Origin of the sequence: Streptomyces sp. NPDC052721, from assembly GCF_040678315.1 — a bacterium.
Classification (GTDB): Bacteria; Actinomycetota; Actinomycetes; order Streptomycetales; family Streptomycetaceae; genus Streptomyces.
The window spans coordinates 339,780-357,371 of the sequence record NZ_JBFATL010000001.1 but is presented as its reverse complement, the minus strand read 5'-3'; the positions used below and the strand labels follow the sequence as shown (position 1 = coordinate 357,371).

The window sequence follows — 17,592 nt, the reverse complement described above, 5'->3', positions numbered from 1 at the left end:
GGAGAGGACCGATTCCCATGGCCGATGCCCCCACCGGCAAGGTGACCTTCGTCGGTGCCGGCCCCGGCGCCGCCGATCTGCTGACGTTCCGTGCCGCGCGGGCCATCGCCGAGGCCGACGTCGTGATCTGGGCCGCGAGCCTGGTCCAGGCGGAGGTCCTCGAACACGCTCGCGAGGACGCCGAGATCCTGGACTCGGCGACCATGTCGCTGGAGGACGTCGTCGCGGTGTACCGGCGTGCGTTCGCGGAGGGGCTGAAGGTGGCCCGTATCCACTCCGGTGACCCGGCGCTGTGGGGCGGCACGCAGGAGCAGCTGGACCGCTGCCGGGAGATCGGCATCGCGACCGAGGTTGTCCCGGGCGTGTCCTCCTTCTCCGCCGTGGCCGCGCTCGCGCAGCGCGAGCTGACGATTCCCGAGGTCGCGCAGTCCGTGGTGCTGACCCGGCTGGGCGGGGGCAAGACGCCGATGCCGCCCGGTGAGGAGGTGCGCGAGTTCGCCCGTCACGGCACCACCATGGCGATCTTCCTGTCGGCGGCACGCAGCGGGCAGCTGGTGCGGGAACTGCTGGAGGGCGGCTACCCGACGGACACGCCCGTGGTGATCGCGTACCAGGCGACCTGGCCGGAGGAACTGGTCGTGAAGTGCACGATCGGCACGCTGGAGGAGACGGTCAAGGAGCACAGGCTCTGGAAGCACACGCTGTTCCTGGTCGGCCCGGCGCTGGACGCGCACGGGACGCGTTCGCACCTGTACCACCCGGGTCACTTCCACGGCTACCGGAAGGCCGACCCCGAGGCGCGGCGCGCGCTGCGCGAGCAGAGGGCGAAGAGTTGATCACGGTCGTCGGTACGGGAACCGGGGCGCCGGTGCCCGCGGACGTCCTGGCCGGGGCCGCGCTGGTCGTCGGCGGGCGGCGGCACCTGGACGCCGTACGGCTGCCGGAGGGCGCCCAGCGGGTGGTGCTCGGTCCGCTGGCGCCCGCGCTGGACACCATCGCCGGGTACGTCGGCAAGGAGCTGCCGGTCATCGTGCTGGCGTCCGGGGACCCGGGGTTCTTCGGGATCGTGCGGGCGCTGGCCGAACGGTTCGGGCCCGGGCTGCTGGACGTGCGGCCGGGGGTGTCCTCCGTGGCCACCGCCTTCGCCCGGATCGGGCTGCCCTGGGACGACGCGGTGGTGGTCAGCGCCCACGGCAGAAAGCTGCGGACGGCGGTGAACGTGTGCCGGGCGCGGCCGAAGGTGGCCGTGCTGACCGGGCCGGGCGCCGGTCCGGCCGAGCTGGGGGCCGCGCTCCCCGGTGACCGGACCCTGGTCGTGGCGAGCGCGCTCGGCGATCCGGAGCGCGAGCGCGTGGAGCGGGTGACGGCCGCGGAGGCCGCGGCCCGGGACTGGGGTACGGCGGTGAGCGTGGTGCTGTGCCTGGACGAGGCGCGGGCGCTCGGTGCGGTGCGGACGGTGGCCGGGGTGCCTGGCGCGCCGGACCGGTGGGCCCTGGAGGAGGACGCGTTCACCCACCGGGACTCGATGATCACCAAGTTCGAGGTGCGGGCGCTGGCCCTGGCCCGGCTGGGGCCGCGCCTCGGGGACCTGGTGTGGGACGTGGGCGCCGGGTCGGGCTCGGTCGCGGTGGAGTGCGCGCGGCTCGGTGCCGCCGTCGTCGCCGTCGAGAAGACCCCGGACGGGGTGGCGCGCATCCGTGCCAACGCGGACGCCCACGGCGTCGACGTGGACGTGGTGTACGGCTCGGCGCCGGACGCCCTTGAGGGGCTGGCCGGCGATCCCGACGCGGTGTTCGTCGGCGGCGGGGGGCGGGAGCTGCCCGCCGTGGTCACCGCCTGCGCGCGGCGGGCCCGGCGGACGGTCGTCGTCGCCATGGCCGCGCTGGACCGGGTGCCGGCGGCCCGGCAGGCGCTGACGGATGCCGGGTTCACCTGCGACGGGGTGCTGCTGCAGTCCTCGCGCCTCGCTCCGCTGCCGGGGGACGTGACCCGGCTCGCGGCCACCAATCCTGTGTTTCTGCTGTGGGGCGTGAGAACCCCGGCGTCTAGTGAAGGAGTAGTCCAGTGATCGGCCTGATTTCCGCCACCGCGGCGGGGGCGGCGGCGCGGGACCGGCTGGCCGCGGCCTGGCCGGAGCGTACGCGCGTCTACGAGGGTCCCGTCGGTCAGGCCGTACGGGCCGCGTTCGCGGAGTGCGAGCAACTGGTGTGCTTCCTGGCGACCGGGGCGGTGGTACGGCTGCTCGCGCCGCTGCTCGCCGGCAAGGCGGCCGACCCGGGCGTGGTGTGCGTGGACGAGGGCGGCCGGTTCGCGGTGTCGCTGCTCGGCGGGCACGGCGGCGGCGCCAACGCGCTCGCCCGCGAGGTGGGGGAGGTGCTGGGCGCCGAGCCGGTGGTGACGACCGCGACGGACGCCGTCGGGCTGCCGGGCCTGGACACGCTCGGCCTGCCGTACGAGGGGTCGGTCGCGGCGGTCTCCCGGGCGCTGCTGGACGGCGAACCGGTCGCGCTGGAAGCCGAGGTGGCGTGGCCGCTGCCGCCGCTGCCGGTCGCGCCCCAGGGCTCGTACACGGTCCGGGTGACCGACCGGGCCGTCGCGCCGGGCGAGCGGGAGGTGCTGCTCAGGCCGCCCTCGCTGGTGGTCGGGGTCGGCGCGTCGAAGGGCGCGCCGGCCGAGGAGGTCATCGGTCTGGTCGAGGAGGCCCTGCGGGAGGCGGGCCTGTCGCCGCGGTCGGTCGCCGAGCTGGCCACCGTGGACGCCAAGGCGGAGGAGCCGGGCATCGTGGCCGCCGCCGAACGCCTCGGGGTGCCCCTGGTGACGTACTCCGCCGAGGAGCTGGCGGCGGTCGAGGTACCCAACCCGTCGGACGCGCCCCTCGCGGCCGTCGGCACCCCGTCGGTCGCCGAGGCCGCCGCCCTGGTCCGGGGCGGTGAACTCCTCGTTCCCAAGAAGAAGTCGGCCGCGCGGCCCGCGATGGCCACCTGTGCGGTCGTACGGCGTCCGGGGCGCGGGCGGCTCGCGGTGGTCGGCCTCGGGCCGGGCGCAAGGGACCTGCTCACCCCGCGCGCGGCGGCCGAGCTGCGGCGGGCGTCGGTGCTGGTCGGGCTCGACCAGTACGTGGACCAGATCCGCGATCTGCTGCGGCCCGGCACCCGGGTGCTGGAGTCGGGGCTCGGCGCGGAGGAGGAGCGGGCCCGGACGGCGGTCGCACAGGCCCGCAAGGGGCACGCGGTGGCACTGATCGGCAGCGGGGACGCGGGCGTGTACGCCATGGCCTCCCCCGCCCTCGCCGAGGCCTCCGACGACATCGACGTGGTCGGGGTGCCCGGGGTGACGGCCGCACTGGCCGCCGGGGCGGTCCTGGGCGCGCCGCTGGGCCACGACCACGTGTCCATCAGCCTGTCCGACCTGCACACACCGTGGGAGGTCATCGAGCGCCGGGTGCGCGCGGCGGCCGAGGCGGACCTCGTCGTCACCTTCTACAACCCGCGCTCCCGGGGCCGCGACTGGCAGCTGCCCAAGGCGCTCGCGATCCTCGCCGGGCACCGGGAGCCGACCACGCCGGTCGGCGTCGTCCGCAACGCCTCCCGGCCGGACGAGGCCGGCCGGGTCACGACGCTCGCCGCACTGGACCCGGCGACGGTCGACATGATGACGGTCGTCACCGTCGGCAACACGGCCACCCGGATCATCGCGGGGCGCATGGTGACGCCGCGCGGCTACCGCTGGCAGGAGGACCCGAAGTGAACCGTGTCGTCCACCCGATCGAGCAGGAGTCCTACCGGCGGCTGCGCGCCCGCCTGGACACCTCGCACTTCCCGCCGCTGACCCGGGCGGTGGTGGAGCGGGTCATCCACTCCGCCGCCGACCTGGAGTACGCGAACGATCTCGTCATGGACGAGGGCGAGTTGGTGACGGCGCACGCGGCGCTGCACTCCGGGGCGCCGGTGGTCGTGGACGTCGAGATGGTGGCCGCCGGGATCACCCGGCGGGAGACCGTCTGCCGGCTGAGGGACGCCGTGGGCGGGCCGGGTCTGACCCGTTCGGCGCACGCGATCCGGCTCGCGTACGAGCAGGTCGGGCCCGGCGCCCTCTGGGTGATCGGCAACGCGCCGACCGCGCTGGAGGAACTGCTGACCCTGGACGCCGCCCCGGCCCTCGTCATCGGACTGCCCGTCGGCTTCGTCGGCGCGGTCGAGTCCAAGGCCGCGCTGCGCGAGAGCGGGCTGCCCGCCGTGAGCAACGTGTCCGAGAAGGGCGGGTCGGCGGTCGCGTCCGCCGCGCTCAACGCCCTGCTGTACCACCCCGCTTCACACTCCGAGGAGAACGCGTGACCACCCCGCCCGCCCTGCTCATCGCCGGACACGGCACCCGTGACGACGCCGGAGCCGAGGCGTTCCGCGACTTCGTCCGGGAACTCGGGCGCCGCCACCCCGAGCTGCCCGTCGCCGGCGGTTTCATCGAACTGTCCCCGCCGCCGCTGGGCGAGGCCGTCACCGAGCTGGTCGAGCAGGGCGTACGCAGGTTCGCCGCCGTGCCGCTGATGCTGGTGTCCGCCGGGCACGCCAAGGGCGACATCCCGGCCGCGCTGGCCCGTGAGAAGGAGCGGCACCCGGGCATCTCGTACACCTACGGCCGCCCGCTGGGCCCGCACCCGGCGCTGCTGAACGTGCTGGAGCGGCGGCTGGACGAGGTCCTGGACGGCGTGGACCGCGCGGAGGTGACCGTGCTGCTGGTCGGGCGCGGCTCCACCGACCCCGACGCCAACGCCGAGGTGTTCAAGGCGGCGCGGCTGCTGTGGGAGGGGCGGGGGTACGCCGGGGTGGAGACGGCGTTCGTGTCGCTCGCGGCGCCGGACGTGCCGAGCGGGCTGGACCGGTGCGCGGCACTGGGGGCGCGGAGGATCGTCGTACTCCCCTACTTCCTCTTCACCGGCATCCTGCCCGACCGGGTACGGCAGCAGACCGGTCAGTGGGCCGCCGCGCACCCGGGGACCGAGGTGCGGTCCGCCGATGTCATCGGGCCCGAGCCGGAGCTGCTGGACCTGGTGATGGAGCGGTACGAGGAGGCCGTCAAGGGCGATCTGCGCATGAACTGCGACTCGTGCGTGTACCGGATCGCGCTGCCGGGCTTCGAGGACAAGGTCGGGCTGCCGCAGCAGCCGCACTTCCACCCGGACGACGACGACCACCACCACGGGCACGGTCACGGGCACCACCATCACGGGGGGCACTCGCACAGCCATGCGCACTGAAGCGACCGGCGGGTCCGGGCACGATCTGCGGCACCACGGGGACGCCGAAGTACGGGACGACGGGGCCGCCTTGGTCGACCTCGCCGTCAACGTCCGCGCGGACACGCCCCCGCCGTGGCTGCGCGAGGAGATCGCCGGCTCGCTGTCGTCCCTCGCGGCCTACCCGGACGGGCGGGCCGCGCGGGCGGCGGTGGCGGCGCGGCACGGGCTGCCGGTGGAGCGGGTGCTGCTGACGGCGGGGGCGGCGGAGGCGTTCGTCCTGCTCGCCCGCGCGCTGAAGGTCCGCCGGCCGGTCGTCGTGCACCCGCAGTTCACCGAGCCGGAGGCCGCGCTGCGGGACGCCGGGCACACCGTGGACCGGGTGCTGCTGCGGGAGGAGGACGGGTTCCGGCTGGACCCGGCGGCCGTGCCGGAGCATGCCGACCTTGTGGTGATCGGCAACCCCACGAATCCGACGTCGGTACTGCATCCGGCGGACACGATCGTCCGACTGGCGCGCCCGGGGCGGACGTTGGTGGTGGACGAGGCGTTCATGGACGCGGTGCCGGGTGAGCGGGAGGCGCTGGCCGGGCGGACCGGTGTGCCGGGGCTCGTCGTGCTGCGCAGCCTCACCAAGACCTGGGGGCTGGCAGGGCTGCGCATCGGGTACGTCCTGGCCGCGCCCGAGGTGATCACCGAGCTGGAGCGGGCCCAGCCGTTGTGGCCGGTGTCGACACCGGCGCTGGCGGCCGCGGAGGCGTGTGTGGCGCCGAGGGCGCTGGCGGAGGCGGGGCACGCGGCGCATCGCATCGCCGGGGACCGGGCGCATCTGGTGGCGGGGCTGGCCGCGTTTGCCGCTCGGGGAGTACGGGTGGTGGAGCCGGCGGAGGGCCCGTTCCTGCTGGTGCGCATGCCGGGGGCGGCCGGGGTACGGCGGCGGTTGCGGGAGCTTGGTTACGCGGTGCGGCGGGGTGACACGTTCCCGGGGCTCGGACAGGAGTGGGTGCGGGTCGCGGTGCGGGACCGGGCGACGGTGAACGGTTTCCTGAAGGCGCTGTCCGCCGCACTGGATTCTCCCACCCGCCCACCGGTCTCGGTTGGCTGACAGGCCCCGTCAGGAGATCACCCGCAGTCTCGGGCGGTCCCGGAGGTGTTCCAGCGCCCGTTCCGTCTCCTCGTCGGCCGCCAGGAACACCACGAGCTGCTGGGCATCGTCCGAGATGTCCAGTGTCTCGCGGGTGAGGCGGAGTTCGGGGCCCGTCGGGTGGTGCAGCCGGAGCGTCCCGCGCCGGGGCACCACATGCCGGTTCAGGCGGCGGGTGAACTCGGGGCCCGCCACGGGCGCCAGTTCGGCGGTCAGCCACTCCGAGTTCTCGACGGCCGGGCCGAGCCACAGGTCGAAGGCCTGCTCGTCCGCGACGGCGTCCCAGTCGGCGAAGAACGCGCGGGCGCGCGGGTCGGTGAAGACGTACCGCGTGAGGTTCGGGGCGTCGGCGTCGAGCAGCCCGGTGCCGCCGGTCAGCGTCGCGTAGCCGCTGGTGTGGGCGAGGATGTCGCCCAGCCGGTTCGTCACCACGGCAATACCCGGCTCCAGGAGGCGCAGGGTGCGCAGCACCGAGGGCCGGACGTCCCGGCGGGCCGGTGCGGGGCGGGTGTGGGCGGTGCACTCGCCGCCGGTGATCTTCGCTAGGTAGCGCAGGTGGCCGCGTTCCGCCGGGTCGAGGCTGAGCGCGTCGGCGAGGGCGTTGACCACCGCGATCGAGGGGTTGCGGTCCCGGCCCTGCTCGATCCTCGTCAGGTACTCGACGCTGATGCCGGCCCGCGCGGCCAGGTCCAGCCGGCGCAGGCCCGGTGCCCGGCGGCGGCCTCGCTCCGGCAGCCCCAGCGTCTCCGGCTGGATGCTGTCGCGCTTGGTCCGGATGAAGTCCCCCAGTGGCGTGCCCATGGGGCGAGGATAGGTCCGCGGTTCGCCACGGAGGGAGGGCTCAGCGTGGCCCTGCGGGGGCCGGCCTGGGCCCGGCCTGGTCACCGGGTGCGGGGGGGCCGATGGTGGTGGGCATGGAGAACACCACGCACAAGTTGCTGATCCTTGTGGGAAGCGTCCGGCAGGGGCGGTTCGGCCCGGTCGTGGGGTCATGGGTGGCCGAACAGGCCCGCGCCCACGGCGGGTTCGAGGTGGACGTCGTCGATCTGGCCGACATCGACCTGCCGTTGGCGCTGCCCGCCGCCTCGCCGAAGTCGGCCGGTGACGACTATCCCCGGCCCGCCGGGATGGGCAGGCTGACCTCGGCCCTGGAGGAGGCCGACGCGTTCGTCGTCGTCACCCCGGAGTACAACCACAGCTACCCGGCCTCACTGAAGGCGGCCATCGACTGGCATTTCACGCAGTGGGCGGCGAAGCCCGTCGCCTTCGTCAGCTACGGCGGCGCGGCCGGCGGCCGGCACGCCGTGCTGCACCTGGAGAACGTGCTGACCGAACTGCACGCGGTGACCGTCCGGGACGGGCTGGCCTTCCCGGACTACTTCACCGCGTGGCAGGACGGCGCGCCCGTCGACCCCGGGACCCCGGGCTACGCCAAGACCCTGCTGGACCAACTGGCCTGGTGGGCGTCCACGCTCCGGGCGGGCCGGGAGACGGCGCCCTACCCGGGGTGAGGACCGGACGGGAAGCGGCAGCGGCAGCGGGAGGGAGGGAGGGAGGGACCACGGAGCGGCCCGGAAGGACCCGGCACGGGTGGGGAGTGCCCGGGGGCGGCCGGGGAACGCGGGGCCGCCGAGGAAGAGCGCCGGGGCAGCCGGGAGACGCCACGTCAGCCGGCCGCGCAGCGCAGCCGCGCAACGCCACACCAGCCGGGCCTGACCGGCGCCGGCCATCACCGACCCCCTCCCCTCCCCGCCCCGGCTGACCGCAAGCCCCCGGCAGGACCCGGTACCAGCCGAGCCACCGCCCCCCGTCAGCTCTTCCGGCGTCGGGCCACGGCCACCGCTCCCCCGCCGGCCAGCAGCAGGGTCAGTGCGCCGCCCGCGATGTACGGGGTCGCCGAGCTGCCGCCGGTCTCCGCGAGGTCCGCTTCGGCGGGGGCGCCCTGGGGTCGGGGGCCGGCGGCCGGGTCGTGACTCGGTACCGGGGTCTTGGTGGGCGGGGTCATCGGGGACTCGCAGGTGGCCTTGGCCAGGGTGACCGTGCCCTCGACGTCGGCCACGTTGAGCTTCAACGGATTGACCGCGACCTTGAGTTCGAGGGCGGTCGCGGCGGCCGTACGGGTCGTGGTGCTGCGCTGGGAGAGGTCGAGGCGGACCTTGCCGACGCCGGGCACCTTCACCTCGGCCGGGCCGCCGGCGGTGAGGGTGACGCGCTGGCCGAGGACGGTGACGGCGCCCAGGACGTTCGCGGAGGCGACCGGCGCCTTGCCGACCTCGCAGGTCGCCTTGGCGGTGATCGTGTCGGCCTCGATCAGGGACAGCAGGGGCAGGCCGGGGACGTGCAGCCTGGCGTGGGCGACCCGGACCGAGCCTTCGGCGCGCCGCGCGGTCGTCGTGGCCTTGGCCTGGGCGAGGTCCGCGCCGAGGACGGTGAACGGCTTGCCGCCGTTCACGCCGTCGAGCCGGGCGGACAGCGCGGTCCGGTCGGCGCTCCGCGGTGCCTGGACCTCGTTGAGGGAGACCGCGAGCGGGACGTTCACGGTCTTGTTGAGCAGGGACACGTCGAGCCCGGTGCGCAGGACGACGGCGGAGGCGCGACCGTGGTCACCGGTCGCGTGCGCGGCGCCCGCGCCCCCCAGGACCACGGGCGCCGAGGCGAGGGCCGTGGCCGTCGCGAGGACGGTGAGACGGCGTGCGGGCATGCGGAAGTTGTTGCTGTTCAAGGCGGTGGGACCCCCAGACGGAACATGCTTGGGACCCGTCAACCTTGTCCCCACTGTGGGTGAACGGTCAGCGATCCAGGTTTACTTCACTCAAACGTGGATTTCCCGCACGTCGATTCGATTGCAGGGCGAGATCGAGGGGGTCACGGGAACGCCTACTCGACCACGCGCCCGTTCAGCACGACCCGCCGGGGTGCCGCCAGTACGCGCACGTCCGCCCGGGGATCGGCCTCGTACACCACCAGGTCGGCCGGGGCGCCCTCCTCCAGCCCGGGCCGGCCGAGCCAGGCGCGCGCGGCCCAGCTGGTGGCGGCGAGCGCGTCGGCCGGCGGGATGCCGGCGGCGACCAGTTCGGCGACCTCCTCCGCGACCAGCCCGTGCGGCAGTGTGCCGCCTGCGTCCGTGCCGACGAAGACCGGGATGCCGGCGTCGTAGGCGGCGCGCACGGTGTCGTAGCGCCGCTCGTACAGCCGGCGCATATGGGCGGACCAGCGCGGGAACTTCTTCTCGCCGCCGTCCGCGAGCCGGGGGAAGGTGGCGATGTTGACGAGGGTCGGGACGATCGCGACGCCGCGCTCGGCGAACAGCGGGATCAGGTCCTCGGTGAGGCCGGTGGCGTGCTCGATGCAGTCGATGCCCGCCTCGACCAGATCGCGCAGGGAGTTCTCGGCGAAGCAGTGGGCGGTGACCCTGGCGCCGAGCCGGTGGGCCTCGGCGATGGCCGCCTGCACCGCCTCGCGGGGCCAGCAGGGGGCGAGGTCGCCGAGGTCGCGGTCGATCCAGTCGCCGACCAGCTTGACCCAGCCGTCGCCGCGCCGGGCCTCCCGGGCGACGTGGGCGACGAGGTCGTCGGGCTCGATCTCCCAGGCGTAGTTGCGGATGTAGCGGCGGGTGCGGGCGATGTGCCGGCCCGCCCGGATGATCTTCGGGAGGTCGTCGCGGTCGTCGATCCAGCGGGTGTCGGAGGGCGAGCCCGCGTCGCGGATCAGCAGGGTGCCCGTCTCGCGGTCGGTGAGTGCCTGCTTCTCGGCGGTGTCCGCGTCGACCGGGCCGTCGGCGCCCAGGCCCACGTGGCAGTGGGCGTCGACCAGGCCGGGCAGCGCCCAGCCCTCGACGGTGGTGATGTCGCGGGCCCCGGCGGGGCGGTCGTAGGAGACGCGGCCCCCGACCACCCACAGTTCGTTACGGACGTCGTCCGGCCCCGCCAGGACCCGGCCCTTCACGTGCAGCACCGCACCATCGCTCATGCTGGCACCCTAACGACCTACGGCTCGGACTTCCCCACCTGGTCGGAGGTCTCCTCCTCGACCTCGGCCATCGCCGGGTCGAGCAGCCGGGAGAGGAAGTGCCGGGTGCGCTCGTGCTGCGGGTCGCCGATCACCCGGTCCGGGGTGCCGTCCTCGACGATCACGCCGCCGTCCATGAAGACGACCCGGTCGGCGACCTCGCGGGCGAAGGTCATCTCGTGGGTGACGACCATCATCGTCATGCCCTCCCGCGCGAGCCGGCGCATGACGGCGAGGACGTCGCCGACCAGTTCCGGGTCGAGCGCGGAGGTCGGCTCGTCGAAGAGCATCACCTCGGGGCCCATGGCGAGGGCGCGGGCGATGGCGACGCGCTGCTGCTGGCCGCCGGAGAGGGAGGACGGGTAGGCGTCCGCCTTCTCCGCGAGGCCGACGCGGGCGAGGTTCTCGGCGGCGACGCGCGCGGCCGTCTCCTTGTCCCGCCCGAGGACCCGGCGCTGCGGCAGCGTGAGGTTCTCGGTGACGTTCAGGTGCGGGAAGAGGTTGAACTGCTGGAAGACCATGCCGATGCGGCGGCGTACGGCGTCGATGTCGACGTCGGGGTCGGTCACCTCGGTGCCGCCGACGAAGACCTGGCCCTTGGTGGGTTCCTCCAGCAGGTTGACGCAGCGCAGCAGCGTCGACTTGCCGGAGCCGGAGGGGCCGATGACGCAGACGACCTCGCCCTGGCCGATCTCCAGGTCGATGCCGCGCAGCACCTCGTTGTCGCCGAAGGACTTGTGCAGTCCGCGGACCTCGATCTCGGGGCGGCTCACCGGATCGCCTCCTGGGCCTTGGATTCCATACGGCGGACGACGAAGCTGAGCGGGATCGTGACCAGCAGGTAGCACAGGCCCGCGACCAGGATCGGCGTGGAGTTGGCGGTCGTGCTGGCGAGGTCGCGGCCGAACTTGGACAGTTCCCGCTCCTCCAGGGTGACGCCGAGGAACAGCACCAGCGAGGAGTCCTTGAAGAGCAGGACGAGTTCGTTGGTGAGCGGCGGCAGGATGATCCGGAAGGCCTGCGGGACGATGATGGAGACCATGGCCTTCGCCGGCGAGAAGCCGAGCGAACGGGCCGCCTCCATCTGCCCCTTGGGCACGGCCTGGATGCCGGCGCGGATGGTCTCCGCCATGTACGCGGCCGAGACCAGGCCGAGCGCGAGGGCGACCTTGCCGTAGGTGCCGCCCGGAATCTCCGTGCCCGGGAAGGCGAGCGGGACGGCCACGCCGACGAAGATGAAGATCAGCAGGGCGGGCAGGCCGCGGAAGATCTCGATGTAGACGCCCGCCAGCCAGCGGTACGGGCCGACGGAGGACAGCCGCATCAGCGCGATGACCATGCCGAGGACGAGGCCGACGACGAAGCCGGACAGCGTGTAGAGCACGGTGTTCTTCAGCGCCAGCGTGATGACGTCCGGGAACATCCGCTGGGCGATGTCGGCCTGGGCGAACTGGTTCTGCAGCCGGTCCCAGTCGGCCGTGACCGCGAAGGCGATCACGGCGGCGGCGAAGACGGCGTACTGGATGCCGCGCGACAGGCTGCGCTTCTGGCGCCGGGTCAGTCCCTTTTTCTTCGGCTGGAGGGTTGTGTCCGTATCGGTCATGAGGCGGCGGGAGAGGCGACGGAGGCCTCGTACGGGCCGATCCACTGCTCGTAGATCTTCTTGTAGGTGCCGTCGGCCTTGGCGTCCTTGATCGCCTTGTTGATGGCGTCGAGCAGGGCCTTGTTGCCCTTCTTGACGGTGAAGCCGTACTGCTCACCGGTCTTGAGGTTGTCGACGACCTTGAACTTGTCCGCGTTGGCCTTGTCCTTCAGCCAGCCCTGGACTACGGGATAGTCGATGACGACGGCCTGGACCTGGCCGGTGCGCAGGCCGTTGAGGACGGCGTCGGAGGACTCGAAGGAGATCGGGTCGTAGCCCTTGCCCTTGACGTAGTCCTCGCCGGTGGTCTGCGCCTGGGCGCCGAGCTTCTTGCCCTTGGCCTTGACGTCGGCGAGCGAGTCGATCCCGCTGCTCTTGTCGACCAGGACGGCCTGGGTGGCCTCGAAGTACGGGTCGGAGAAGTCGACGTTCTTCTTGCGCTCGGCGGTGATGGTCATGCCGGCGGCGGCCAGGTCGCACTCGCCCGAGTTCAGGAAGGCGCCCGTCTTGAAGTTCTCGAAGGGGGTGTCGAGGATCTGCTGCTTGACACCGAGATCCTTGGCGACGAGGTCGATGAGGGAGACGTCGAAGCCCTGCACCTTGCCGTTCACCTCCGACTGGAACGGCGGGTACGGCAGGTGGGTGCAGGTGGTCAGCTGACCGCCCTTGACCAGGTGGACGCCCTTGACCGTGGTCTTGCCGCTCCCCGAGTCGCTGGAGGAGCAGCCGGCCGCGACGAGCACGAGTGCGGCGGTCGCGGTGGTGGCGGCCAGAAGGCGGGTCCGGCGCCCGACGAGCGTTTTCATGGGGAGATCTCCTGTCGGGGAACTAAGGGTTCCGATTATAAGGAAGTGTTTGAGTCTCTCAAATCAAACCCATGGCCATACAGGCCCCCGACCTAAGATCGGGGGAGTCGGCCCCCGAGAAACGAAGAGAGCACCGCCGTGACCCACCCCTTCCTCGACCTGCCCCCGCTGAGTGCCGAGCGCTTCGCCGCCATCGAGGACGGCGTGGCCCGGCTCCTGGACACCCGCCAGGACGTCCTGGTCACCCAGGGCGAGGCGCTGCTGCCGCTGGAGGGCGCGATCCGCGCGGCGGCCGGCCCGGGCACGGTGGCCCTGAACGTGATCACGGGCCCGTACGGGCAGACCTTCGGCGCCTGGCTGCGTGACGCCGGCGCCACGGTGTACGACCTCTCCGTCCCCTTCCACACGGCGGTGAGCGCCGAGCAGATCCGGGAGGCGTTCGCCGAGCACCCGGAGATCGACTTCGTGTCGCTGGTGCACGCCGAGGCGGCGACCGGCAACACCAACCCGGTCGCGGAGATCGGCGAGGTGGTACGGGAGCAGGGCGCCCTCTTCTATCTGGACGCGGTGGCCTCCGTGGGCGCGGAGCCGGTGCTCCCGGACGCGTGGGGCGTGGACCTGTGTGTGATCGGGGCGCAGAAGGCGATGGGCGGCCCGGCGGGAGTGTCGGCGATCTCGGTGAGCGAGCGGGCCTGGGCCCGGATGGCCGCGAACCCGCACGCCCCGCGCCGCTCCTACCTCTCCCTGCTGGACTGGAAGGAGCGCTGGATCGACGCCGGCCGCAAGGCGCTGCCGCACGCTCCGGCGCAGCTGGAGATGCTGGCGCTCCAGGCGTGCCTGGAGCGGATCGAGTCGGCGGGCCTGGAGTCGGTGATGGCCCGGCACCGGCGCGCGGCGCTGGCCTCGCGGGCCGGCGCGGTGGCGCTGGGCGGGGGCCTGGAGCCGTATGTGTACGAGGAGAGGGACGCGGCGCCGGTCGCCACGACCCTCCGGGTGCCGGCCGGTGTGGTGGCCTCCGACCTGGTGGCCCGCGCTCTGGCGGCCGACCCCGCCCTGCCGCTGGCCGCGGGTGGCGGCGCCCTGGCCCGGGAGATGATCCGGGTCAACCACTACGGCTCCGACGCGACGCGGGACGCGGTCCACAACTCCCTGGCGGCCCTGGGCGCGGCGCTCGCGGAGCAGGGTCTGCCGGTGGACCCGGCCGCCGCCCGCCGGGCCGTGGAGAACGCCTGGCGGTAATCAGCAATCGGTCATCACCCCGGAACGCAACGAAAACGGCTCGCGCACACCGCGCGGGCCGTTTTCACATCTTGAATTCCAATTACTTTCACAAACTCTGCCAATTCCCCGGACGATAGCTTCCCATCTTCTTCTTCCCGCTTTTTGCAGAGCTAAACAGGGGAGTTTGCCGACAGGTTTCCTGTGGTTTCCGGGGTGTGACACACTCCACAGCGCGTGCAATTTGTACGGATTTGATGCGGGGTACATCGGACATTTCACCGACCAGGCAAGGAACCCTCGCGATCACTCCCGTGCATTTTCGAATTCGCCTCGCTAAATTCGTGCCGCATGACTGCCGCACCCGCAGACCTGCTCATCGAACGGCCGGCGACGACCGACGGAGCCGCGCTCTGGCATCTCGCCAAGGAATCGAAAACCCTCGACCTGAACTCCTCCTACAGCTATCTGCTGTGGTGCCGGGACTTCGCCGGCACCTCGGCGGTGGCGCGCGGTGCGGGCGGGGAGCCGGTCGGCTTCGTCACCGGATACCTGCGGCCGGACCGCCCCCGCACCCTGCTCGTCTGGCAGGTGGCCGTCGACCCCGCCCACCGGGGCCGCGGCATCGCCGCCAAGCTGCTGGACGGGCTGACCGCCCGGCTCGTCGCCGAACACGGGATCACCGGGATGGAGACCACCATCACGCCCGGCAACACCGCCTCCGAGCGGCTGTTCACCTCCTTCGCCGAGCGGCACGGCGCACGGGTGACCCGCGAGGTGCTGTTCCCCGCCGACCTGTTCCCGGACGGCCCGCACGACCCCGAAGTCCTCTACCGCATCGGCCCGTTGACCGACTCCACCGCCCACTGAGGAGCGATTCACCGTGACCATCACCCAGCCCGACCTCAGCGTCTTCGAGACCCTGGAGTCCGAGGTGCGCAGCTACTGCCGCGGCTGGCCCACCGTCTTCGACCGCGCGCGGGGCAGCCGCATGTACGACGAGGACGGTCGTGCGTACCTCGACTTCTTCGCCGGCGCCGGCTCACTCAACTACGGCCACAACAACCCCGTCCTGAAACGGGCGTTGATCGACTATCTGGAACGGGACGGCGTCACGCACGGCCTGGACATGTCGACCACGGCCAAACGCACCTTCCTCCAGACCTTCCAGGACCTGGTCCTGCGCCCGCGCGACCTGCCGTACAAGGTGATGTTCCCGGGCCCGACGGGCACCAACGCGGTGGAGTCGGCGCTGAAGCTGGCGCGGAAGGTGAAGGGGCGCGAGGCGATCGTGTCGTTCACCAACGCCTTCCACGGCATGTCGCTGGGCTCCCTCGCCGTGACCGGCAACGCCTTCAAGCGGGCCGGTGCCGGCATTCCGCTGGTGCACGGCACGCCGATGCCGTTCGACAACTACTTCGACGGCACGGTCCCGGACTTCCTGTGGTTCGAGCGGCTGCTGGAGGACCAGGGCTCCGGGCTGAACAAGCCCGCCGCCGTGATCGTGGAGACCGTGCAGGGCGAGGGCGGCATCAACGTCGCCCGGCCCGAGTGGCTGCGCGCGCTCAAGGAGCTGTGCGAGCGGCAGGACATGCTGCTGATCGTCGATGACATCCAGATGGGCTGCGGCCGTACCGGCGCCTTCTTCTCCTTCGAGGAGGCCGGCATCACGCCGGACATCGTCACCGTGTCGAAGTCGATCAGCGGCTACGGGCTGCCCATGTCGCTGTGCCTGTTCAAGCCGGAGCTGGACGTGTGGGAGCCGGGCGAGCACAACGGCACCTTCCGCGGCAACAACCCGGCCTTCGTGACCGCCACCGCCGCGCTGGAGACGTACTGGACCGACGGCTCGGCCATGGAGAAGCAGACCCGCACCCGTGGCGAGCAGGTCGAACAGGCCCTCATCTCCGTCACCGAGGAGAACCTCGCCGATGTGAAGGAGTACCGCGGCCGCGGGCTCGTCTGGGGCCTGGAGTTCCACGACACGTCCCGGGCCTCCCGGGTCGCCCGCCGCGCCTTCGAACTGGGGCTGCTGATCGAGACGTCCGGCCCGCAGGGCGAGGTGGTCAAGCTGCTGCCGGCCCTGACCATCACGCGCGAGGAACTGGACGAAGGGCTCAGCGTCCTCGCCCGCGCCGTCCGCGAAACCGCCTAGCAAGGAGGAAGTGCACCCCCATGATCGTCCGTTCGTTCAAGGACATCGAAGGCACCGACCGGCACGTCAGGGCGAAGTCCGGCACCTGGGAGAGCAAGCGGATCGTCCTCGCCAAGGAGCGCGTCGGCTTCTCCCTGCACGAGACCGTCCTGTACGCCGGGACCGAGACGTCGATGTGGTACGCCAACCACATCGAGGCCGTCGTCTGCACCAAGGGCGAGGCCGAACTCACCGACCACGAGGCCGGGAAGACGTACACCATCACCCCCGGCACCATGTACCTCCTCGACGGGCACGAGCGGCACACGCTGCGCGTCAAGGAGGACTTCCACTGCATCTGCGTGTTCAACCCGCCGGTCACCGGCCGGGAGGACCACGACGAGAACGGCGTCTACCCGCTGCTCACCGAGCCCGAGGAGGTGTGAGAACCCATGACCACCGCCACCGTGAAGGATCTCTACCCGACCCGCGGCACCACCGAGGTGACCGTCCCCCGCCAGGACCCCGTCGTCTGGGGCGCCCCGGACACCCCGGGCCCGATCGAGACGGCCGACCTCCAGGCGTACGAGCGGGACGGCTTCCTCGCCGTCGACCAGCTGATCGGCCCGGACGAGGTCGAGGTCTACAAGCGTGAGCTGGACCGGCTGGTCACCGACCCGGCGATCCGTGCCGACGAGCGCTCGATCGTGGAGCCGAAGTCCAAGGAGATCCGCTCGGTCTTCGAGGTGCACAAGATCAGCGAGGTGTTCGCGAACCTGGTGCGCGATCCGCGCGTGGTCGGCCGCGCCCGGCAGATCCTCGGCTCGGACGTGTACGTCCACCAGTCCCGGATCAACGTCAAGCCGGGCTTCGGCGCGAGCGGCTTCTACTGGCACTCGGACTTCGAGACCTGGCACGCCGAGGACGGCCTGCCGAACATGCGCACGGTGTCCGTCTCGATCGCGCTGACCGAGAACCACGACACCAACGGCGGTCTGATGATCATGCCGGGGTCGCACAGGACGTTCCTGGGCTGCGCCGGTGCCACGCCGAAGGACAACTACAAGAAGTCCCTGCAGATGCAGGACGCGGGCACGCCGTCGGACGAGGCGCTGACGGCGCTGGCGGGCGAGTACGGCATCCGGCTGTTCACCGGCAAGGCCGGCTCGGCGACCTGGTTCGACTGCAACTGCATGCACGGCTCCGGCGACAACATCACGCCGTTCCCGCGCAGCAACGTCTTCATCGTGTTCAACAGCGTGGAGAACACGGCGGTGGAGCCGTTCGCGGCACCGGTGCGGCGGCCGGAGTTCATCGGAGCGAGGGACTTCACTCCGGTGCGGTAGCCGCCCCTCGATCACCGGGCCGGGACCTCCTCGTGTGGGACGGGGGTCCCGGCCCGGTCGT

The 17,592-nt window shown here is 72.4% G+C and carries 18 protein-coding genes; 12 read left to right on the top strand and 6 right to left on the bottom strand.

All coding sequences use genetic code 11. From position 1 onward, the window contains the following. Positions 1-17 precede the first annotated feature (17 nt). From cobM to cobC, 6 genes are read left to right on the top strand one after another with little or no spacing between them, the layout of a single operon-like run. Positions 18-836 (top strand): precorrin-4 C(11)-methyltransferase, encoded by an 819-nt coding sequence (gene cobM / locus AB0L21_RS01695; protein ID WP_365698888.1) that lies wholly within the window; start codon positions 18-20, stop codon positions 834-836. Then, the gene (gene cbiE, locus AB0L21_RS01690; RefSeq protein ID WP_365781576.1) at positions 833-2,068 is read left to right on the top strand and encodes a precorrin-6y C5,15-methyltransferase (decarboxylating) subunit CbiE; all 1,236 of its coding nucleotides are present in this window, start codon (positions 833-835) and stop codon (positions 2,066-2,068) included. Before cobM ends, cbiE begins: the two co-directional genes overlap by 4 nt. Further along, positions 2,065-3,747, top strand: a complete 1,683-nt coding sequence (gene cobJ / locus AB0L21_RS01685) for a precorrin-3B C(17)-methyltransferase (protein ID WP_365781573.1) — start codon at positions 2,065-2,067, stop codon at positions 3,745-3,747. Before cbiE ends, cobJ begins: the two co-directional genes overlap by 4 nt. Beyond that, positions 3,744-4,334: a precorrin-8X methylmutase gene (locus tag AB0L21_RS01680; protein ID WP_365698885.1), complete on the top strand. Its 591-nt coding sequence runs from the start codon at positions 3,744-3,746 to the stop codon at positions 4,332-4,334. Before cobJ ends, AB0L21_RS01680 begins: the two co-directional genes overlap by 4 nt. Then, the gene (locus tag AB0L21_RS01675; RefSeq protein WP_365698884.1) at positions 4,331-5,254 is read left to right on the top strand and encodes a sirohydrochlorin chelatase; all 924 of its coding nucleotides are present in this window, start codon (positions 4,331-4,333) and stop codon (positions 5,252-5,254) included. The genes AB0L21_RS01680 and AB0L21_RS01675 overlap by 4 nt, the downstream gene beginning before the upstream one ends. Further along, the gene (gene cobC / locus AB0L21_RS01670) at positions 5,244-6,338 is read left to right on the top strand and encodes an Rv2231c family pyridoxal phosphate-dependent protein CobC (protein ID WP_365781571.1); all 1,095 of its coding nucleotides are present in this window, start codon (positions 5,244-5,246) and stop codon (positions 6,336-6,338) included. The genes AB0L21_RS01675 and cobC overlap by 11 nt, the downstream gene beginning before the upstream one ends. A gap of 9 nt (positions 6,339-6,347) precedes the next feature. On the opposite strand, the gene AB0L21_RS01665 is transcribed toward cobC, so the two are convergent. Then, the gene (locus AB0L21_RS01665; protein ID WP_365698882.1) at positions 6,348-7,178 is read right to left on the bottom strand and encodes a helix-turn-helix transcriptional regulator; all 831 of its coding nucleotides are present in this window, start codon (positions 7,176-7,178) and stop codon (positions 6,348-6,350) included. A 113-nt stretch (positions 7,179-7,291) separates the two neighbouring features. Between AB0L21_RS01665 and AB0L21_RS01660 the strand changes: the two genes are divergently transcribed. Then, a complete protein-coding gene (locus AB0L21_RS01660; RefSeq protein WP_365781569.1) occupies positions 7,292-7,888 on the top strand; it encodes an NAD(P)H-dependent oxidoreductase in 597 nt (198 codons plus the stop codon). A 299-nt stretch (positions 7,889-8,187) separates the two neighbouring features. Here AB0L21_RS01660 and AB0L21_RS01655 read toward each other — a convergent pair whose 3' ends face one another. From AB0L21_RS01655 to AB0L21_RS01635, 5 genes are all read right to left on the bottom strand, one after another. Beyond that, positions 8,188-9,099, bottom strand: coding sequence for an SCO1860 family LAETG-anchored protein (locus AB0L21_RS01655; protein ID WP_365781567.1), 912 nt, complete (start codon positions 9,097-9,099; stop codon positions 8,188-8,190). 155 nt (positions 9,100-9,254) lie between these two features. Next, positions 9,255-10,346 (bottom strand): amidohydrolase family protein, encoded by a 1,092-nt coding sequence (locus tag AB0L21_RS01650; protein ID WP_365781565.1) that lies wholly within the window; start codon positions 10,344-10,346, stop codon positions 9,255-9,257. A gap of 17 nt (positions 10,347-10,363) precedes the next feature. Then, positions 10,364-11,158, bottom strand: coding sequence for an amino acid ABC transporter ATP-binding protein (locus AB0L21_RS01645; protein ID WP_365698878.1), 795 nt, complete (start codon positions 11,156-11,158; stop codon positions 10,364-10,366). After that, entirely contained in the window at positions 11,155-11,988 is an 834-nt protein-coding gene (locus AB0L21_RS01640; RefSeq protein ID WP_365698877.1) for an amino acid ABC transporter permease, read from the bottom strand. Before AB0L21_RS01640 ends, AB0L21_RS01645 begins: the two co-directional genes overlap by 4 nt. Continuing rightward, positions 11,985-12,833 (bottom strand): transporter substrate-binding domain-containing protein, encoded by an 849-nt coding sequence (locus AB0L21_RS01635; protein ID WP_365698876.1) that lies wholly within the window; start codon positions 12,831-12,833, stop codon positions 11,985-11,987. Before AB0L21_RS01635 ends, AB0L21_RS01640 begins: the two co-directional genes overlap by 4 nt. A 138-nt stretch (positions 12,834-12,971) precedes the next feature. Here AB0L21_RS01635 and AB0L21_RS01630 point away from each other — a divergent pair, with 138 nt between their 5' ends. From AB0L21_RS01630 to thpD, 5 genes are all read left to right on the top strand, one after another. Then, complete coding sequence (locus AB0L21_RS01630) at positions 12,972-14,072, top strand: aminotransferase class V-fold PLP-dependent enzyme (RefSeq protein WP_365781563.1); 1,101 nt, start codon at positions 12,972-12,974, stop codon at positions 14,070-14,072. Between the two features lie 330 nt (positions 14,073-14,402). Next, complete coding sequence (gene ectA / locus AB0L21_RS01625) at positions 14,403-14,921, top strand: diaminobutyrate acetyltransferase (protein WP_365698874.1); 519 nt, start codon at positions 14,403-14,405, stop codon at positions 14,919-14,921. A gap of 13 nt (positions 14,922-14,934) precedes the next feature. Then, complete coding sequence (gene ectB / locus AB0L21_RS01620; protein ID WP_365781561.1) at positions 14,935-16,206, top strand: diaminobutyrate--2-oxoglutarate transaminase; 1,272 nt, start codon at positions 14,935-14,937, stop codon at positions 16,204-16,206. Between the two features lie 20 nt (positions 16,207-16,226). After that, entirely contained in the window at positions 16,227-16,631 is a 405-nt protein-coding gene (locus tag AB0L21_RS01615; RefSeq protein WP_351247419.1) for an ectoine synthase, read from the top strand. 6 nt (positions 16,632-16,637) lie between these two features. Further along, positions 16,638-17,531, top strand: coding sequence for an ectoine hydroxylase (thpD, locus tag AB0L21_RS01610; protein ID WP_365781559.1), 894 nt, complete (start codon positions 16,638-16,640; stop codon positions 17,529-17,531). Positions 17,532-17,592: the final 61 nt, after the last annotated feature.

Bases quoted from the DNA above. Each gene is read 5' to 3' on its own strand.
- cobM (WP_365698888.1), top strand. From the start codon at position 18: ATGGCCGATGCCCCCACCGGCAAGGTGACCTTCGTCGGTGCCGGCCCC.
- cobC (WP_365781571.1), top strand. From the start codon at position 5,244: ATGCGCACTGAAGCGACCGGCGGGTCCGGGCACGATCTGCGGCACCAC.
- AB0L21_RS01665 (WP_365698882.1), bottom strand. From the start codon at position 7,178: ATGGGCACGCCACTGGGGGACTTCATCCGGACCAAGCGCGACAGCATC.
- AB0L21_RS01660 (WP_365781569.1), top strand. From the start codon at position 7,292: ATGGAGAACACCACGCACAAGTTGCTGATCCTTGTGGGAAGCGTCCGG.
- AB0L21_RS01650 (WP_365781565.1), bottom strand. From the start codon at position 10,346: ATGAGCGATGGTGCGGTGCTGCACGTGAAGGGCCGGGTCCTGGCGGGG.
- AB0L21_RS01640 (WP_365698877.1), bottom strand. From the start codon at position 11,988: ATGACCGATACGGACACAACCCTCCAGCCGAAGAAAAAGGGACTGACC.
- AB0L21_RS01635 (WP_365698876.1), bottom strand. From the start codon at position 12,833: ATGAAAACGCTCGTCGGGCGCCGGACCCGCCTTCTGGCCGCCACCACC.
- ectA (WP_365698874.1), top strand. From the start codon at position 14,403: ATGACTGCCGCACCCGCAGACCTGCTCATCGAACGGCCGGCGACGACC.
- AB0L21_RS01615 (WP_351247419.1), top strand. From the start codon at position 16,227: ATGATCGTCCGTTCGTTCAAGGACATCGAAGGCACCGACCGGCACGTC.
- thpD (WP_365781559.1), top strand. From the start codon at position 16,638: ATGACCACCGCCACCGTGAAGGATCTCTACCCGACCCGCGGCACCACC.